The 15,745-nt window shown below is 67.4% G+C and carries 15 protein-coding genes; 8 read left to right on the forward strand and 7 right to left on the reverse strand.

Annotated elements, in window-relative coordinates:
* Positions 1-787: 787 nt before the first annotated feature.
* The 3 genes from CDN36_RS06155 (at position 788) to CDN36_RS06165 (ending at position 2,980) form a co-directional block, all read left to right on the forward strand.
* Entirely contained in the window at positions 788-1,444 is a 657-nt protein-coding gene (locus tag CDN36_RS06155; protein WP_287496246.1) for a chalcone isomerase family protein, read from the forward strand.
* A gap of 102 nt (positions 1,445-1,546) precedes the next feature.
* The gene (locus tag CDN36_RS06160) at positions 1,547-2,158 is read left to right on the forward strand and encodes a nuclear transport factor 2 family protein (RefSeq protein ID WP_287496247.1); all 612 of its coding nucleotides are present in this window, start codon (positions 1,547-1,549) and stop codon (positions 2,156-2,158) included.
* Positions 2,159-2,392: 234 nt separating this feature from the next.
* The gene (locus tag CDN36_RS06165; RefSeq protein ID WP_150553940.1) at positions 2,393-2,980 is read left to right on the forward strand and encodes a LysE family translocator; all 588 of its coding nucleotides are present in this window, start codon (positions 2,393-2,395) and stop codon (positions 2,978-2,980) included.
* A gap of 134 nt (positions 2,981-3,114) precedes the next feature.
* On the opposite strand, the gene CDN36_RS06170 is transcribed toward CDN36_RS06165, so the two are convergent.
* From CDN36_RS06170 to CDN36_RS06195, 6 genes are all read right to left on the reverse strand, one after another.
* Positions 3,115-4,020, reverse strand: coding sequence for an AraC family transcriptional regulator (locus CDN36_RS06170; protein WP_150554167.1), 906 nt, complete (start codon positions 4,018-4,020; stop codon positions 3,115-3,117).
* 8 nt (positions 4,021-4,028) lie between these two features.
* Positions 4,029-5,345, reverse strand: a complete 1,317-nt coding sequence (locus tag CDN36_RS06175) for a patatin-like phospholipase family protein (protein WP_241013711.1) — start codon at positions 5,343-5,345, stop codon at positions 4,029-4,031.
* Between the two features lie 62 nt (positions 5,346-5,407).
* Positions 5,408-6,412 carry a PhaM family polyhydroxyalkanoate granule multifunctional regulatory protein gene (locus tag CDN36_RS06180; protein ID WP_287496248.1) on the reverse strand — a complete coding sequence of 335 codons (1,005 nt, stop codon included), beginning with the start codon at positions 6,410-6,412 and terminating at the stop codon, positions 5,408-5,410.
* A 111-nt stretch (positions 6,413-6,523) separates the two neighbouring features.
* Positions 6,524-7,345 carry an enoyl-CoA hydratase/isomerase family protein gene (locus CDN36_RS06185; protein ID WP_287496249.1) on the reverse strand — a complete coding sequence of 274 codons (822 nt, stop codon included), beginning with the start codon at positions 7,343-7,345 and terminating at the stop codon, positions 6,524-6,526.
* A gap of 147 nt (positions 7,346-7,492) precedes the next feature.
* On the reverse strand, positions 7,493-8,644 hold the full coding sequence (locus CDN36_RS06190) for an ABC transporter substrate-binding protein (RefSeq protein WP_287496250.1): 1,152 nt from the start codon (positions 8,642-8,644) through the stop codon (positions 7,493-7,495).
* Between the two features lie 284 nt (positions 8,645-8,928).
* Positions 8,929-9,915, reverse strand: coding sequence for a fumarylacetoacetate hydrolase family protein (locus tag CDN36_RS06195; protein WP_287496251.1), 987 nt, complete (start codon positions 9,913-9,915; stop codon positions 8,929-8,931).
* Between the two features lie 191 nt (positions 9,916-10,106).
* Here CDN36_RS06195 and CDN36_RS06200 point away from each other — a divergent pair, with 191 nt between their 5' ends.
* From CDN36_RS06200 to CDN36_RS06215, 4 genes are all read left to right on the forward strand, one after another.
* Positions 10,107-10,979, forward strand: a complete 873-nt coding sequence (locus CDN36_RS06200; protein ID WP_150554168.1) for an IclR family transcriptional regulator — start codon at positions 10,107-10,109, stop codon at positions 10,977-10,979.
* Between the two features lie 285 nt (positions 10,980-11,264).
* Positions 11,265-12,401: a DUF3108 domain-containing protein gene (locus tag CDN36_RS06205; RefSeq protein ID WP_287496252.1), complete on the forward strand. Its 1,137-nt coding sequence runs from the start codon at positions 11,265-11,267 to the stop codon at positions 12,399-12,401.
* A 272-nt stretch (positions 12,402-12,673) separates the two neighbouring features.
* Positions 12,674-13,492, forward strand: coding sequence for a 3-oxoadipate enol-lactonase (pcaD, locus tag CDN36_RS06210; protein ID WP_287496253.1), 819 nt, complete (start codon positions 12,674-12,676; stop codon positions 13,490-13,492).
* Positions 13,493-13,640: 148 nt separating this feature from the next.
* Positions 13,641-13,898 carry a BTH_I0359 family protein gene (locus CDN36_RS06215; RefSeq protein WP_150553947.1) on the forward strand — a complete coding sequence of 86 codons (258 nt, stop codon included), beginning with the start codon at positions 13,641-13,643 and terminating at the stop codon, positions 13,896-13,898.
* A gap of 130 nt (positions 13,899-14,028) precedes the next feature.
* On the opposite strand, the gene CDN36_RS06220 is transcribed toward CDN36_RS06215, so the two are convergent.
* Positions 14,029-14,421, reverse strand: a complete 393-nt coding sequence (locus CDN36_RS06220; RefSeq protein WP_150553948.1) for a rhodanese-like domain-containing protein — start codon at positions 14,419-14,421, stop codon at positions 14,029-14,031.
* A gap of 170 nt (positions 14,422-14,591) precedes the next feature.
* Between CDN36_RS06220 and CDN36_RS06225 the strand changes: the two genes are divergently transcribed.
* The gene (locus CDN36_RS06225; protein WP_287496254.1) at positions 14,592-15,710 is read left to right on the forward strand and encodes a homocysteine S-methyltransferase family protein; all 1,119 of its coding nucleotides are present in this window, start codon (positions 14,592-14,594) and stop codon (positions 15,708-15,710) included.
* Positions 15,711-15,745 lie beyond the last annotated feature (35 nt).

Genomic DNA, 15,745 nt, shown 5'->3' on the forward strand with positions numbered 1-15,745 from the left:
CGTTCATTTCAATTACCCCCAAGGTCGCGAGACCTTACACCAGGACTCAAGATAGTATTGTGAAAGTTTACGCCGAATTTCGACAGACAAAACAGTGAGCGCGACGCGGACGGCCCCCGCCGTCCGGCTTCACGTCTTGAACCCTGTCGTCGCAGAAGGACGACGAATTTAACGCCTCGAAACTTAACGCTTCGAATTTAACGCCTGTCACGTGGCCGCATCCTGGCGATCTGGCTTAGAGCGACCCCACTAAAATATGGGCAAACTCTTGAATCATAACATAAAAGCCTTTAAAAACCGCGAACGCTGACAGCCACGTGACGGTAATGCGTCGTAACGTTGACGATAGTCAATTTGTCACGCAAAGCGCCTAAGCTCAAGGGGGACGGGCTCCCCGGCATGCCCCGCCGGCACTGCGTCCCAGCGCCGCTGCAACCGCCTTCCACGAGCCTTCGCGCGGGGCGGCCTGGGCAGCGCGTCAGGGTATTTCCTTGTACGACGGGCCTGCCGGACGGCGTCCGATGGTCTACGCTCAAACCAGTCGTTCCGTGACTGCGATGCGCCACCCGATGCGGGCGCCCGGCGACGTGATGTCGTTCACCTCGTCTTGAGGATAGTTCTCAGTCGCAATTACGCAACAAGTTATTCCGGCGGGCGCCATGGACGAACGACCCGCGCGCCGCCAACGAGCCTACCAACTCGACGGAATCCTTGACCGATAAGGAGCCGATAAGGAGCCGATAAGGAACCGATAAGGAACCGATAAGGAACCGATAAGGAGCCGAGCATGGCCACTCGTCCCGCAATCGCCCCCGCCAGTCCCTCTGCTGGCCTCTGCACCGGTCCCTCCGCCACGCCGGGCGCCTGCGGCTCGCCCGGCGCGTTTGCTCTGGCCGCCCGGCTCGCCGCCGGCCTGCGCCTTTTCTGCGTCCTGGCCGCCGTATGCGCCTCGTCGGCCGCACTGGCATTCGACGCCGGTCAACTCGCGTCGCGGGAAATCCCCGCCGCACACCTGATCGGCCAGGGATCGTTCACGCGCATGGGCTTTCACCTGTACGACGCCGCCCTCTTCTCCGGCAGCGAGCGCATCGGCGCGAACTGGAGCGCTCACCCGCTGGTCCTCGATTTGCGCTACGCGCGCAGTTTCAAATCGCACACGCTCGTGCAGCGCACCCTCGTCGAGATGACGAAGCTGCAAGTCGCAACCGACGCAGAACGCCAGCACTGGGCGGAGCAGCTCTCGCGCATCCTGCCGGACGTATCGGCAGGCCAGCACCTCACCGGCGTATTCCTGCCGGGCGACGGCACGCGCTTCTTCTCGGATGGCAAGCTCATCGGCCAGATCGCGGGCGACGCCTTCGGGCGGGCGTTCTTCGCCATCTGGCTCGACCCGCGCACCAGCGCGCCCGACCTACGCGCGGAACTCGTCAGCAACTCGCGCTGACGCACGGGCGCCCCAGCCGCTGCCCGGGCGTCGCGAGCGACAGGAGACCGGCGCCGGCGATACGGTGTCGCGTGCGCGCCACGCGCTGCCCCGGCGCGGTGCATGCACCACGCCCGGCTGGTAAGTTACGAAAAACCGCAGCGCTGCCGCGCTCACGAGGCGTGCCGGCGTCACCCTATCGAGGACCGCACCGAGGACCGCACCGAGGACCGCACCGACGACCGAATCGCTCCGCCCATCGACCCGCGCTGCCACAGCGCCCACGCGAACGTGCCTATGGAAATCGACCATGCTGCCGCGCTCACGCGCCTGACGCGTTACTTCGAAACGCTCACCCGGCAAAGCGTCGGGAATCTGGGGGAGTTCTACGCGCCCAACGTCTATCTGAAGACGCCGCTCCACGAGGTACGCAGCGCGGCCGAGGTCGCCGCGCTGCTCACGCACCTGTTCGAACGCGTCGACGTACCACGCTTCGAGATCACCGCGACACTGTCGCAGCACAACCAGGCGTTGCTCGTCTGGAATCTCCATTTCCATCTGAAGCGCTGGCTTGAGGACGAGCAGGTCGTCCATGGCGCGTCGCATCTGCGGCTGGCCGTCGACGGACGCGTGGCCTATCAACGCGATTACTGGGACGCCACCGAAGACCTGTACCTCAAGCTGCCTGTCGTGGGCCGGCTCCTGCGCTGGGCGCGGCAACGCTTTCTGCCCTGAGCCGCCCATCCGCTGTCTCTTCGCCGCCACTTCGGCGTCACTTCGCCGCCACTTCGCCGCCACTCCGCCGCCACTTCGCCATCACTTCCTCACTTCGCGGTGCGCCACCGATTCGCATTCTGGCGACGGCCCGAAACCATCATTCGCGAGAGGGCAGTTTTCTTCAATACGCGGCGCCCGCCGCGCTCTACAGTCGGAACCTCGCATTACCGTCATTTCGCACTGAGGATTCCGATGACTCTGTCCTATTCGATGGCCGCGTTTGCGCTGGCCGCTTCGATCACCCCTGGCCCGGTCAACGTCGTGGCGTTGGGCGCGGGCGCGCGCTACGGGCTCGTGCCCAGCCTGCGTCATGTGACGGGCGCGACGGTGGCGTTCGTCCTGCTGCTCGTGGCGGTCGGCTTCGGGCTTTACGAACTGCTGCAACGCGCGCCCGTGCTGATGCACGCGATTCAGTGGTTCGGCGTGGCCTTCCTGCTCTACATGGCGTACAAGCTCGCGCGTGACGATGGCGAAATCGGCGACGCTGCCGTGCAACGCGGCCCCTCGGTCGTGCATGGCGCCATCATGCAGTGGCTCAATCCGAAGGCATGGCTCGCAGCGTTCGCCGGCATGGGCTTGTACACGGCCGGGGAGCCGGTGCGCATCTGGCAGTTCGCTGCGATTTACTTCGTGGTCTGCTGGCTATCGGTTGGCTGCTGGGCGGCCGCAGGCGCGATGATGCGGCGCCAGATGCGCAGCGCAAAGCGCGTTCGGCGCCTGAACCGCGTCATGGCGGCACTGCTCGCCGCCAGCGCCGTGTATCTGGCGGCCACCCTGTAGGCGGGGCACATGCGGCTCGGTATGGCGAGCGGCGCGGTCCCGAGCGCGCGCCGCTCGATGCGCAACACCCTGAATCGCCGTCCGGGCGTGGCCGTGCGTCAGATGGCGCGTCAAGCGATGAGTCAGGTGGCGAGTCAGGCAGCGCGGGACTCCCGATAGTGCCCCGGTGTGGCCGCGAGCAGTTGTTTGAACGTGCGCTGGAAATGGGCCTGATCCGCAAAGCCGGCGTCGAGCGCCACTTCGGCAATGGCATGGCCGCGCCGCAGCCGTGCGCGCGCGTATTGGATCCGCTGGTTCATCAGGAACGCGTGCGGTGTGAGGCCGTAATGCGCACGAAACGCACGCGTCAGGTACGACGCCGACAACCCGGCCGCGGCGCAAATCTGCGCCAGCGTCAGCGATTCCCGGCAGTGCGCCCGGATGAAGTCGGCGGCGTCGGCAAGCTTTCTGTGCTTGTGCGGATCGTCGCGCACCGGTCGCGGTGCCGGATTGAGCCGCTCGTGCACGTCGATGAAACACTGTTGCACGGCGCTCTCGCGCTCGAGCCTGTCACGCGAGGCATCCGTGCAAATGTCGTAGAGCCGGTTGATGCCTGCGTAGAGTACCGGGTCGCGCGAGGACAACGGATCGAACATGTGCAGGTCCTGCCCATGGCCGAAGCCGATCTCGCGCTGAAAATCGCGCAACCACACCGTGTCGACGAACAGCATGCGGTAGGCCCACGCCTGCTCGCCGATCGGGTTGCAGGCGTGAACGGCGTCGGGGTTCATCACGACGACGCTGCCTGCGCCGACCGTCTCTCTCGCGCGCCCGTTCAGATAAGTGCTGCGCCCGCCCGTCACCACGCCGATGGAAAACGTCTCGTGGCTGTGCAGCGCGTAGCATACGCGACGGCCGTCCACCACTTCCCGCGCCTCGAGAAACGGCAGCGCCGGATCGCGCCAGAAGGTCGACGGATATGGACAGGCCGCCGAGGGTTTCGCGGACTTCACGCGAGCGACGGGCGCCGGTTTCACGGATTGGGAAGATGGGGATCGCATCATGAGGCTCAGGCGGCGTCGCCGCCAACGGCGGGTTTGCTGCCCTCGGCAGCCACGGCTTGTTCGGCATGCGGCGCGCGCGCGGCCAGCGCGGAGTTGGCCGGGAGGTCGTCGCCGCCCACGGCGCCGGCCTCCACGTGCTCGAGTGGGCTGGTGCCGTCGGCTTCGGCGACGAGCCATGCCGCGATGGCGTCGCGCTGCGCATAGGCGTCCGCCTCGCCCAGCGCGATGAGCTCCTGCGTGTAGGACGACTCGAACAGCAGGTAGCTCGCGAACGCCGCGCCGCGCGCCTCGTCGGCACCGATCGCGCCGAGCATGGTGCGCACCGCGCGCGGCATCTGTTGCAGATGCCGCGCCGCAATCGGCTCGAGGCGCTGGCTCGGTGAAATGACGAGTGTCTCAATGGGTTTCCATCCACTCGATTCGCGATCGGCCTCGGACACATGCCGCAGCACGTTGTTGATGTGCTGCAAACGCTCCAGATCCGCCGACAGGCCGTCGATGAACACGCTGGCGAGCGCCTGCCCGCCGATTTGCGCGAGGCTGGGGTAGCCGCCGATGCGCTCGCCGCTGCTGTCCACGCCGTACTGGGCATGCGAGGCGCCCACGATCAGAATGCGCGTCGCGCCCAGGTGAATCGGCGGGCTGAGCGGCGCGATCTGACGCATCGAGCCGTCGCCGAAATACTCGGACTGCCCGTCGAGGTCGAGTTCGACGGCCGGAAAGAGAAACGGTATCGCGCTCGACGCCAGCAGATGGTCGACCGTAAGCGGCACCGCGCGCGCGAGCCGCAGCGAGCGCTTCCAGGCCTGGATCGGCTCGGCGCTCTGGTAGAAGGTGACATGCTTGCCCGACGAGTAGGACAGCGCGGTCACCGACAACGCCGAAAGCGCGCCTGCGGCGAAGACGTCCGGCAGGCGATCCAGGCGGATTGCGTTGCGCAGCATGTCGGCAAGCGGCGACCAGTCGAACAGCGATTTCGGCGAGCGGCGCAGCGCCCAGCCCAGCGAGAGCGCCGCCAGCCAGCGCGCCCCGGTGCCGGCCATGCCGAGCGAGTCGGCGCGAAACACCTGCCCTGCGTGGAATTGCCGCCAGACGGCGTCGAGCTTCATCACGCCGTGCTGGAAGTCGTCGGCGTGAGAGGCCAGCGCTGCCGCGTTGATCGCCCCGGCGGACGTGCCGCAGACGATGGGAAACGGAATCGCGCGCCGCGACGGCAGCACTTCGCGTTGAATCGCCGCAATCGCCGAGAGCACGCCCACTTGATACGCGGCGCGAGCGCCGCCGCCCATCAGGACGAGGCCGGTGCGTTCGCCTGAGATCATGGGCCCCTCCTGTCGTTGCTGCCGTTGTTCTGAGTGCCGATGCGCTCGGCGCTATCGTGTTCCTACCACTTCCATGCTGCTTGCTTGCCGGCGGGTTTGCCCGCCGGCCCGGCCGCCGTGGAGGCTTTGGTTGATGCCCGGGTCGATGCTTTCGTGGCGCTCTTCGCGGGCGCCTTCTTCGCGGCGGGCGAACGCTTGCTCGCGGTCCCGGCCGCTGTCGCCTCCTCGGCCCCGCGCTTTGCCGTCTTGCCGGGCTCGCCGGAGGCCTTGCCGGCGCGCTTGCCTGCCGGCTTGCCGGACGCCTTTGCCGCGGACTTCCGTGCGGACTTCTCTGTGGACTTGGTCGGCGCGGCGGCGGCCTGCGCCGCCTTGGCCGCCGCATCGGACATCTGTGCCGCCGCCGCCTCGGTCATCTGCGCGGCCGAGACGCCGGCGGCCTGCGCCGCTGCCGCGATCTGATCAAACTGCGCGCGCATGGCGTTGAACCACAGCGAGGGATCGAGCGCGGCGTAGGCGTTGCTCGCCTGCGCGAAGGGAGACGGCTTCTCGTCGCTGTCCGGCGGCGCGTCCCCCGCGGCGGCCCCTTCCTGATCCGGACCGGGCTCGGGCTGCGCGCCGGTCGCCGACGCCTCCCGCGCCTCTGACGCGCCCGCGTGCGGCTCCACGTCCTGCGCCGGTTCCGGGGCAGCGAACGGCGAGCGCCAGAAGGTCGCACCGCCGGCGCTCTCCTCGGATGCCGGCGACGCCTGTGCCGTGCTCGCCTCGCCCGCGCCGCTGCCCGCGCCAAAACCTCCGCTGCCGAAGGCGCGCAGCGTCGCATAGGTCGCGCGCTGCACTTCGAAGGCCTGGATGGTCGAGCGCAGCACATTCAGGTTGAGCGTGAGCCACTGCTCGACCGCGCGCATCTCGGCGATGCGGTTTTCGATCTCGTCCGGATCGAGCAACGGCGCCGCGCTCTGCATCAGTTGCGTGAGCGGCGAAGTGAACGTCGCCGGCGGGCTGAAGGCTTCCCACATCTTCTTGAGAATGTCGAAGCCGTTTGGCATGGCACTCGTCGAATCGCTCATTACAGTCTCCAGTCACGGTCGGGGACGGGCGCCGGCCGACCTTTCCCGCCCGAACGCGCGCGTCGTGGCGCTTGAACATCGATCATACGCCCAGCGCGCGCCGGTGGTGTGTCAGAACGGCGCATCGCCGCCGTAGTCCGGCGCGCGACGCTCGCGAAGCGACGCAATGCCTTCGCGCACGTCGGGCCCCGAAAAGCCCATGAATTCGAGAGCGAGCGACGCGTCGAACGCCGGGCCCGCGCTGCGCAGCCAGTTGTTCAGCGTGTATTTCGTCCAGCGAATGGCCGTACTCGAACCGCGCGCGAGCCTGTCGGCCACTTCGAACGCCTTGGGAAGCAGATCAGCCTCGTCGACCGTGAGCGACACGAGCCCGATGCGCTCGGCTTCCTCGCCCGTCACCGGCTCGCACAGCAGCAGGTAATACTTCGCCTTGGCCATGCCGCACAGCAACGGCCACACGATCGCCGCATGGTCGCCCGCTGCCACGCCCAGACGCGTGTGACCGTCGATGATGCGCGCCGTCTTCGCCGCGATGGAGATGTCCGCGAGCAGCCCGGCGACCAGGCCCGCGCCCACCGCCGGACCGTGCATGGCCGACACGATCGGCTTGCTGCAGTTGATCACGTTGTAGACGAGGTCGCGCGCCTCGCGCCACACGCGCGCGCGCACCGCGAAATCGTCGGCCATGTCTTGCACGAGCGACAGGTCGCCGCCGCCGGAGAAGCCCTTGCCCTCGCCGCGAATCACGACGGCACGCGTTTCGGTGTCGCGATCGATATCGCGCCACACGTCGGCGAGCTCCTGATGCATGCGATGGTCGGCCGTCGACAGGCCGCTCTTGTTTGCGCCGGCGCCCATGACGAGCTCGAGCACGCCGTTGGGATGCCGCTTGAATTGCAGCGACTGGTAGTGTTGATACGGGTCTTGCGACATGGTCTACCGCTCCAAAAAAATATCCCCGCGCGGGCGGGGATGGGAACAGCGGCGCCGGGCGAGGCCGGCGCCGCCGACGGTCAAACGGTCGGAACAACGGTCGAAACTTCGGATGCGTGCGGAGTTTGCCGTCTCACATCCATGCGCTCACGGCGCGAGCAGCCACTTGCCGTTGTCGATCTTGACCATCACGCGAGCGCGCTGGTCGAGACCGAGGTGATCGGTCGGGCTCATGTTGATCACACCGTTGGTCACGTGCACGTCCTTGCTCGTCTCGAGTGCATCGCGCAGGGCCTTGCGGAATTCCGGCGTACCCGGCTTGGCCGTCTTCAGCGCGACGGGAATCGCGCGCTGCAGCAGAATGCCGGCGTCCCAGGCATACGAACCGAACGCGGCCACGGTACCCGCCCCATACTTGGCTTCGTACTTCTTGATGTAGTCGAGCGCGACTGCCTTGGCCGGATGATCGCCCGGCAGTTGCGAGGCCACGAGCACCGGGCTCGCCGGCAGATACGTGTTGTTGCAGTCCTTGCCGCACACGCGCAGGAAATCGTTGTTGCCCACGCCGTGGTTGTGATACACGAGGCCCTTGTAGCCGCGCTCGGCGAGCGCCTTGGGCGGCAGGGCGGCCGGCGTGCCCGCCGCGCCCACGACGACGGCGTCCGGATTGGTCGCCATGATTTTCAGGATCTGGCCTGTCACGCTCGGATCGGTGCGCGCGAAACGCTCGTTGGCCACCATCTTGATCTTGTGCAGGCCGGCGAACTTGGCGACTTCCTCATAGAACGCCTCGCCCAGGGCATCGCCCTGGCCGATGAACGCCATCGTCTTCACGCCGTGGCGGCTGGCATGCTCGGCGATCGCCGAGGCCATCTGCGCATCGGTCTGCGGGGTCTTGAACATCCAGTAACGCTTGGCGTCGACCGGCTCGATGATGCGCGCCGAGGACGCGAGCGAGATCGTCGGCGTGGTGCCGCCCGCGATCACGTCGAGCATCGCCAGCGTGTTCGGCGTGATCGACGAGCCGATGATGGCGTCGACGTGGTTCTCGGAGATGAGCTTCTTGGTGTTCTGAACGGCTGTCGTGGTGTCGGACGCATCGTCGAGCACGATGTAGTCGACTTTTTGGCCGCCGATTTCCGTCGGCAGCATGGTGACCGTGTTGCGTGCCGGAATGCCGAGCGAAGCGGCAGGGCCGGTGAGCGAAATGCTCACGCCGATCTTGACCTGAGCGGCGGCGGCGCCGGCCAGCGCCAGCAACATCGCACCCAGCAGTGCGGTGCGCACGGGGTTTCGCATGGAAAATCTCCTGGTCTGGCCCGCGCTGCGTTTTTTCTTGCGCCAGGCGCCCGGACGGACACCTCGCGCCGCGCCGGCGAAAGTTAGCGCCGGCCCCCACACCCGTCAGGGGTGCGAACCGACTCAAGGAGACCAAGAATAGCCGAGCCGGAATTGCCCGCCATATTCGGGTTCACCCTATGGAGGTAGCATCGCGCACCTCGCAAAGCCACGGATGATGCGGATTTCGGGGGCGCATTCTCATTGCGCGCGATCGTGCCGACACCGATCGCGCGCCGCGCGCCTTACTCGTCCAGCGGCGCGACGGCCTGATCGATGGCGCCGAAGATCGACTTGCCCTGGGCGTCGAACATCTCGATGCGCACGCGATCGCCGTAGCGCATGAACGACGTTTCGGGCGCTCCCTTGTCGATCATCTCGAGCATGCGCTTCTCGGCGATGCAGGCGCTGCCGCGGCTACGGTCCTTGTTCGAGATCGTGCCCGAGCCGACGATGGTGCCCGCGCGCGCGTTGCGCGTCTTGCACACATGCGCGACGAGCTGGCCGAAGTGAAACACCATGTCTTCGCCGCATTCGGGGGCGCCGAACTTCTTGTCGTTCCATTTCACCGTGAGCGGGCGATGCACGCGGCCGTCGCGCCAGGCGTCGCCGAGTTCGTCGGGCGTGACCGCCACCGGCGAGAAGCTGCTCGCGGGCTTGCTCTGGAAAAAGCCGAAGCCCTTGGCCAGTTCGGCCGGAATCAGGTTGCGCAGGCTCACGTCGTTGACCAGCATCAGCAGGCGCACGCTTTCGAGCGCTCGGGCCGGGCTCGCGCCCATGGGCACGTCGGAGGTGATCACGGCCAGTTCGGCCTCGAAGTCGATGCCGAAGTCCTCCGAGGCGCAGACGATGTCGTCGGTCGGGCCGAGGAAGTCGTCGCTGCCGCCCTGGTACATGAGCGGGTCGGTCCAGAATTCGGGCGGCATCTCGGCCCCGCGCGCGCGGCGCACCAGTTCGACGTGATTGACGTAGGCCGAGCCGTCGGCCCATTGATAGGCGCGCGGCAGCGGCGCCATGCACTCGGCGGGATCGAACGCAAAGGCGTTGCGGGCGCGGTTGTGATTGAGTTCGTTGTAGAGCGTCTGGAGTTGCGGCGCGTAGAAGGTCCAGTCGTCGAGCACGCGTTGCAGCGTGGGCGCGATGGCGTCGGCAATGCAGGCGCTCGACAGGTCGCGCGAGACGACGATCAGCTGGCCGTCGCGAGTGCCGTCCTTACGGGTAGCGAGTTTCATGTGATGAAGTCTGCGGGCCGTCTCAAGCCCGATAGAATGGCGCGTGAAGCCGACGATTCTACCTGAGCGCTTCGCCCGCACGCCCGGCTCGGGGCGCGGGCAGCACCGGCGACGCTGCCGCGCGTGCGCAAGGCATGCGCCCAACGCGCGCGAGCACCGCCGCGACGAGGAAAAGACAGAGACACATGACCATGCCCAATAACATCGACGACGGCGACGCATACCCCCCCGAAACCAACGACGGCAATGAGGACAAGGCGCCCGACGAGGAGAAGGCCCGCTCGGGCATCCAGTCGATCGAGGTCGGCTTCCGGCTCATCGAGGTGCTCACCGGCGCGTCGAACGCCATGATGCTGCGCGATCTCGCGCATGCGGCCGGCATGAACCCCGCCAAGGCGCACCGCTATCTCGTAAGTTTCCAGCGCCTCGGCCTCATCGTGCAGGACCCGGTGAGCGGCCGCTACGATCTGGGTCCCTTCACGCTGCGCATGGGCCTCGCCCATCTCGCCCGCATCGACGCCTTCAAGGCCGCCCGCTTCGCACTGAACCAGTTGCGCGACACCATCGACCAGACCGTGGGGTTGTGCGTGTGGGGCAATCAGGGGCCGACGGTGGTCCACTGGCTGGACTCGACCTTTCCGCTACGCGTGCCGCTGCGCCTGGGCGACGTGATGCCGATGCTCGAATCGGCCGCCGGCCGCCTGTTCGCCGCCTATCTGCCGGCGCGCCAGACCGCACCGCTCATCGACGCGGCGCTTGCCGGACTGCAACACGCGTCTCGCCATCATCTGCCTGCCACACGCGCCGAATACGATGCCGTGCTCGACGACGTGCGCGCGCATCGCGCGGCACGCGTGGAGGGCACGGTGCTGCCGTCGGTCAACGCCTTCTGCATGCCCGTGTTCGATGCGACCGGGCAGCTCGTCATGGGCCTGATGGCGCTCGGCCCCGAGAGCCGTTTCGACGCGCGCTGGGGCGGGCCCATCGACACCGCGCTGCGCGCGCTCGCGCAGCGTCTGTCGGCTGACCTCGGCCACGCGCACGCCCCCGGCGCGGCGCCCTAGCCGCGTGCCGGGACGCAGGCCGCCGCGCGCGTGAACGGCCCGGCTCGGCGTCTGTCGAACCGGGGTCGCCGCAACATGCGATCCTGCCGCTCTGGCGTCCTGGCCTTTCGAGCGTTCGACCTTTCGAGCGTTCGAACTTTCGAGTTTTCGAATTTCGTGTCACCGTCTGCCCATCGACTCTCACGCGACGCAGCGCCCAACGTGCCTCCGGTTCCCAACGACCCCGCCGACTCTGCCGACACCGCCCGCGCGGCCGCCTCGCCGCCGGCAGGCCGGACACGGCCGATGCCGCCGATGCCGCCGCAGTCCAGCCGGCGGGCACGCGGCGTCAGGCGCGGCTGGCGCGTCTGGCCCGGCTGGCGCATCTGGGCCGCGGTGCTCGTGGCCGTATTCGCGGCGCACGTGTTCCTCGCGCTGTGGGTCGATCGCCACCGCCGCGCGCTCGACGACACGCCGCTCCCGGAAATCCCGATCACGCTGATTCCGCTCAAGCCCATCGCACCACCCGCGCCGCCGGCGCCCCCACCGCCGCCCGCGCCCCCCGCACCCGTGCGCAAGCCCGCGGTCAAGCCGCCATCCGCGCCGGCCGCGCCGCCCGCGCCATCCGCGCCGACGGACACGATCGCCGCGCCGGAGCACGCCGACGCGCCCGGCCCGCAGTCCGCATCACAAACGACCGCGGGCGACGGCAATTCGCCCGACACGGCCGGCGCCCCCGCGTCGGCGCCCGCGCCGCCCGGTCCAGCACTCACCGCAGCGGCGGCGAACGGCGACAAGTTCGCCCCGCCGCCCTCGGCCACGCTGACCTACGACGCGCTCATGAACGGCGTTCGCAACCAGACCGGCGAGTTGCACTGGGTCAACGAAAACGGGCATTACGAGCTGCGGGTCGCCGTGCCGATCATTTTCTTCGGCACGTTCGAATTCGTCAGCGAGGGCGGCTTCGACGCGAATGGCATCGCGCCGTCGCGCTATATAGAAAAACGCGGCCGACGCGCGCAATACGTCACGACGTTTGAGCGCGACGCCACACCCACGCTGAGCTTCACGCGTTCGGGGCAGTCGGCGCCGCTCGCGCCCGGCGCCCAGGACCGCTTCAGCGTGATGATGCAGTTGGCCGGCTACGCCCGAGGCAATCCGGAGCGCTACACCCAGGTCGGCGTGACGCACGAGTTCACCGTGGCCGACACGGACAGCAGCGAGGTCTGGCCGGTGCAGTATGTCGGCACCGAAACGCTGCGCACGCCCCAGGGCTACGTCGAGACGCGCCACTTCACGCGGCTGCCGCGCAAGGCGGGCGACGAGCGGCGCGTCGACATCTGGCTCGCGCCGTCGCTCGACTGGATGCCCGTGCGCGTCAGACAGGTCGAGCCGTCGGGCAACGAGTTCGAGCTGGTCTTCACGCAAAAGGCGACGAATTGAATCACGGGCCGGATGCGCCGCCCGCGTCGCGATAACCCTGCTCACGGTGCGGTTTGCGGCACGCTCGCCGGCATCGAAAAACGTCCCGAAATACATGTCTCGAAATTCAAACGATCGAGCGGCGGTGGCGCCGATCGAGTCTTCACGCGGGCCGGGCGCGAAGTGTTGCCCTACTACGACGAAACGCGCTGCACGAGCGCAAGGTTCCTGACATAATCGGAAACATCCCACTGCATCGACACACGTTCACGATTGATGGGAGGCCTCTCGCCATGAAAGTCAGTGCTAACGGTGTATCGATTCACTACGCGGTGGATGGCCACGGACCGTGGCTGACGCTGGCGCACCCCCTGGGTGCGGATCTCACGGTGTGGGACGATCTCGTGCCCGATCTCGCCGCACACTTCCGGGTCTTGCGATACGACAGCCGAGGGCACGGCGCGAGCGACGTGCCCGACGGCCCGTACACCGTCGAGCAACTGGCCGCCGACGCGACGGCGCTGCTCAGCTCGCTGGAAATTCCGAGCACGCATTTCATCGGCATTTCGATGGGCGGCGCCGTGGCGCAGCAACTGGCGCTCGACGCCCCCGAGCGCGTCGCGAGCCTGACGCTGATCGACACGACCGCCGGGTACGACGCCGCCGACGCGAAGCAATTCCTGGAGCGCGCCGCCAAGGCCCGCACGCATGGCATGAGGGAACTCGCCAACGGCACGCTCGAGCGCTGGCTTGGCGCCGGCTTCCGCCAGCGGCACCCGGCGCGGGCCGAGCGCATCCGTTCGCTGGTCGCCCATGCGCATCCCGAGGGTTTCGCTGGCGCGTGCGAGGCGCTCGCCGCGTTCGATGTGCGAACGCGGCTGCACGAGATCGACGCGCCGACACTGGTCATCGTCGGCGAAAACGACCCGTCGACGCCGCCCGCCGTGGCCCGGCGCATTGCCGAGGGCATTGCCGGCGCGCGCCTCGAAATCGTGCCCGACGCGGCGCATCTGTCCATCGTCGAGCAGAAACAGTTCGTAACCAATCTCCTTGCAACGTTTTTGCAAGCGAGCGCATCTAACGTTCGAACGAGTCCGAATCGGAACCTTTAGCGTGGAAATTCACAAGGAGGGCCCAAACCATTGAATTCGTCAGCCGGTGTGCCGATAAGCGAATCATGGGGCATCGCCTCTTGAAATCGCGCCGCGTCGCCCCTATGTGGGTTACCAAGGACCATGCAGGAACACCAGGAGAGTTGCCATGCTCATGATTTACAACAGCCCGAATTATTGTGTCGTCGAGTTTGCCGCGGATAACGGCAATCACGCGCTGTCTGCGGGTGGCTATGAAATCGTGGACAAAACCGCTGGCCGCGAGATCTTCCTCGACGGCTCGCTCGCCCGGCAATTCCGTGAAGAGGTGCAGAAGCTCATTGCCACCGAACCCTCCGAGGACGAAGTCGATGAGTTCCTCGGCCAGTTCGATAACTTCATGACGAATCCGGTCGTGCTCCACTGACTCCGACACCGCACGCGGTGCAGCCACGAAAAACCCTCGCTCCGGCGAGGGTTTTTTTATGGTCGCGGCACACGCCCGCCACGGCTTGACCCGATGTGAGGCCCGCCCGGGCATGACGGCGCCGGCGGCTTCAGCACTGCTCCCAGGGCAAGCCTTCAAAGCGCCAGCCATTGACGGCGTTGCGGTGATGGGTGGCGTCGAGATCGCCCTCGAAGCCGTGCTGCACGGCATAGACGTTCAGGAAACCGGCCGCCTCGAGGGCTTCGCCCGCGGCGGCACTGCGGTTGCCGCTGCGGCAGATCAGCAGCACTGGCCGCTCGCCGCCGGCGCCGGCGAGCTTGCGAACGCTCTGCACGAAGTGCGGGTTGATCTCCCAGTCCGGACCGTCGTTCCAGGCCACATGGATCGCGCCGGCCGGGTGCCCGACGAACAGGTATTCCATTTCGCTGCGGCAGTCGACGAACAGGGCGTTGGCGTTGGCTTGCAGAAACTTGTGGGCGGCGCCCGGGAGCAGGAATTCCATGTCGTTGACGAAAGAGGATTGAAGGGACGCGCCGCCTGGGCCGCGGGCGGGCTGAACGACCCGCGCCGGGCGGCGGCCGCGGCCCGCCCGACGGGCGACGGCGCGCGGGCACGATGGCCGAAAACCATTACAATTATAGGTTTTCCGGCCACTCCGAGGCGACGTCCGTCATGACTACCGCAACCTCATCCGCCGCCAGCGCCCAAGCGGGGACCGCACCGAACGCCACGCAGCCGCCGCGCCCCGGCGCGCCCCGATACACGCGCGCTCAGGTCCTGCCCGCGCTGCTCGAATCACGCATCCTGATTCTGGACGGCGCCATGGGGACGATGATCCAGCAGTACAAGCTGACCGAAGCGCAGTATCGCGGCGAACGTTTCGCCGACTTCGCGCACGACGTGAAGGGCAACAACGAGCTGCTTTCGCTCACGCGCGCGGACGTCATCGGCGAGATCCATCGCAAGTATCTCGCCGCCGGCGCCGATATCATCGAGACGAACACCTTCGGGGCGACGACGATCGCGCAGGCCGACTACCACATGGAGCACCTGGCCGACGAGATGAACCGCGAGTCGGCCCGTCTCGCACGTGAAGCGTGCGACGCCTACAGCACGCCCGACAAGCCGCGCTTTGCCGCCGGCGCCATCGGCCCGACGCCCAAGACCGCGAGCATCAGCCCCGACGTGAACGACCCAGGCGCGCGCAACGTCGACTTCGATCAACTGCGCGAGGCCTACTACGCGCAGGCGAAGTCGCTGCTCGAAGGCGGCGTGGACCTGTTCCTCGTCGAGACGATCTTCGATACGCTCAACGCCAAGGCCGCGCTCTTCGCCATCGACGAGCTGTTCGAAGACACCGGCGAAGTGCTGCCGATCATGATCTCGGGCACGGTGACCGACGCCTCCGGGCGCATCCTGTCGGGGCAGACCGTCGAGGCGTTCTGGAACTCGCTGCGCCACGCCCGGCCGCTCACCTTCGGCCTGAACTGCGCGCTCGGCGCCACGCTCATGCGTCCGTACATCGCCGAGCTGGCCAAGCTGTGCAACACATACGTGTCGGTCTATCCGAACGCCGGCCTGCCCAACCCGATGAGCGACACCGGCTTCGACGAGACGCCCGACGTCACCTCGGGCCTGCTGCGCGAGTTCGCCCAGGCTGGTCTGGTGAACCTCGCGGGCGGCTGCTGCGGCACCACGCCCGAGCACATCGCGCAAATCGCGAAAGCGCTCGCGGACGTCAAGCCGCGCCGCTGGCCGTCGCAGTACCGCGACGCGGCGCACGCGTCGTAAGCCAACGGGCGGCCGGGCAGCCCGCCCCACAAGAT

The organism is Pandoraea sp. CB10b_02, from assembly GCF_002216225.1.
GTDB classification, from domain to species: Bacteria; Pseudomonadota; Gammaproteobacteria; order Burkholderiales; family Burkholderiaceae; genus Pandoraea; species Pandoraea nosoerga.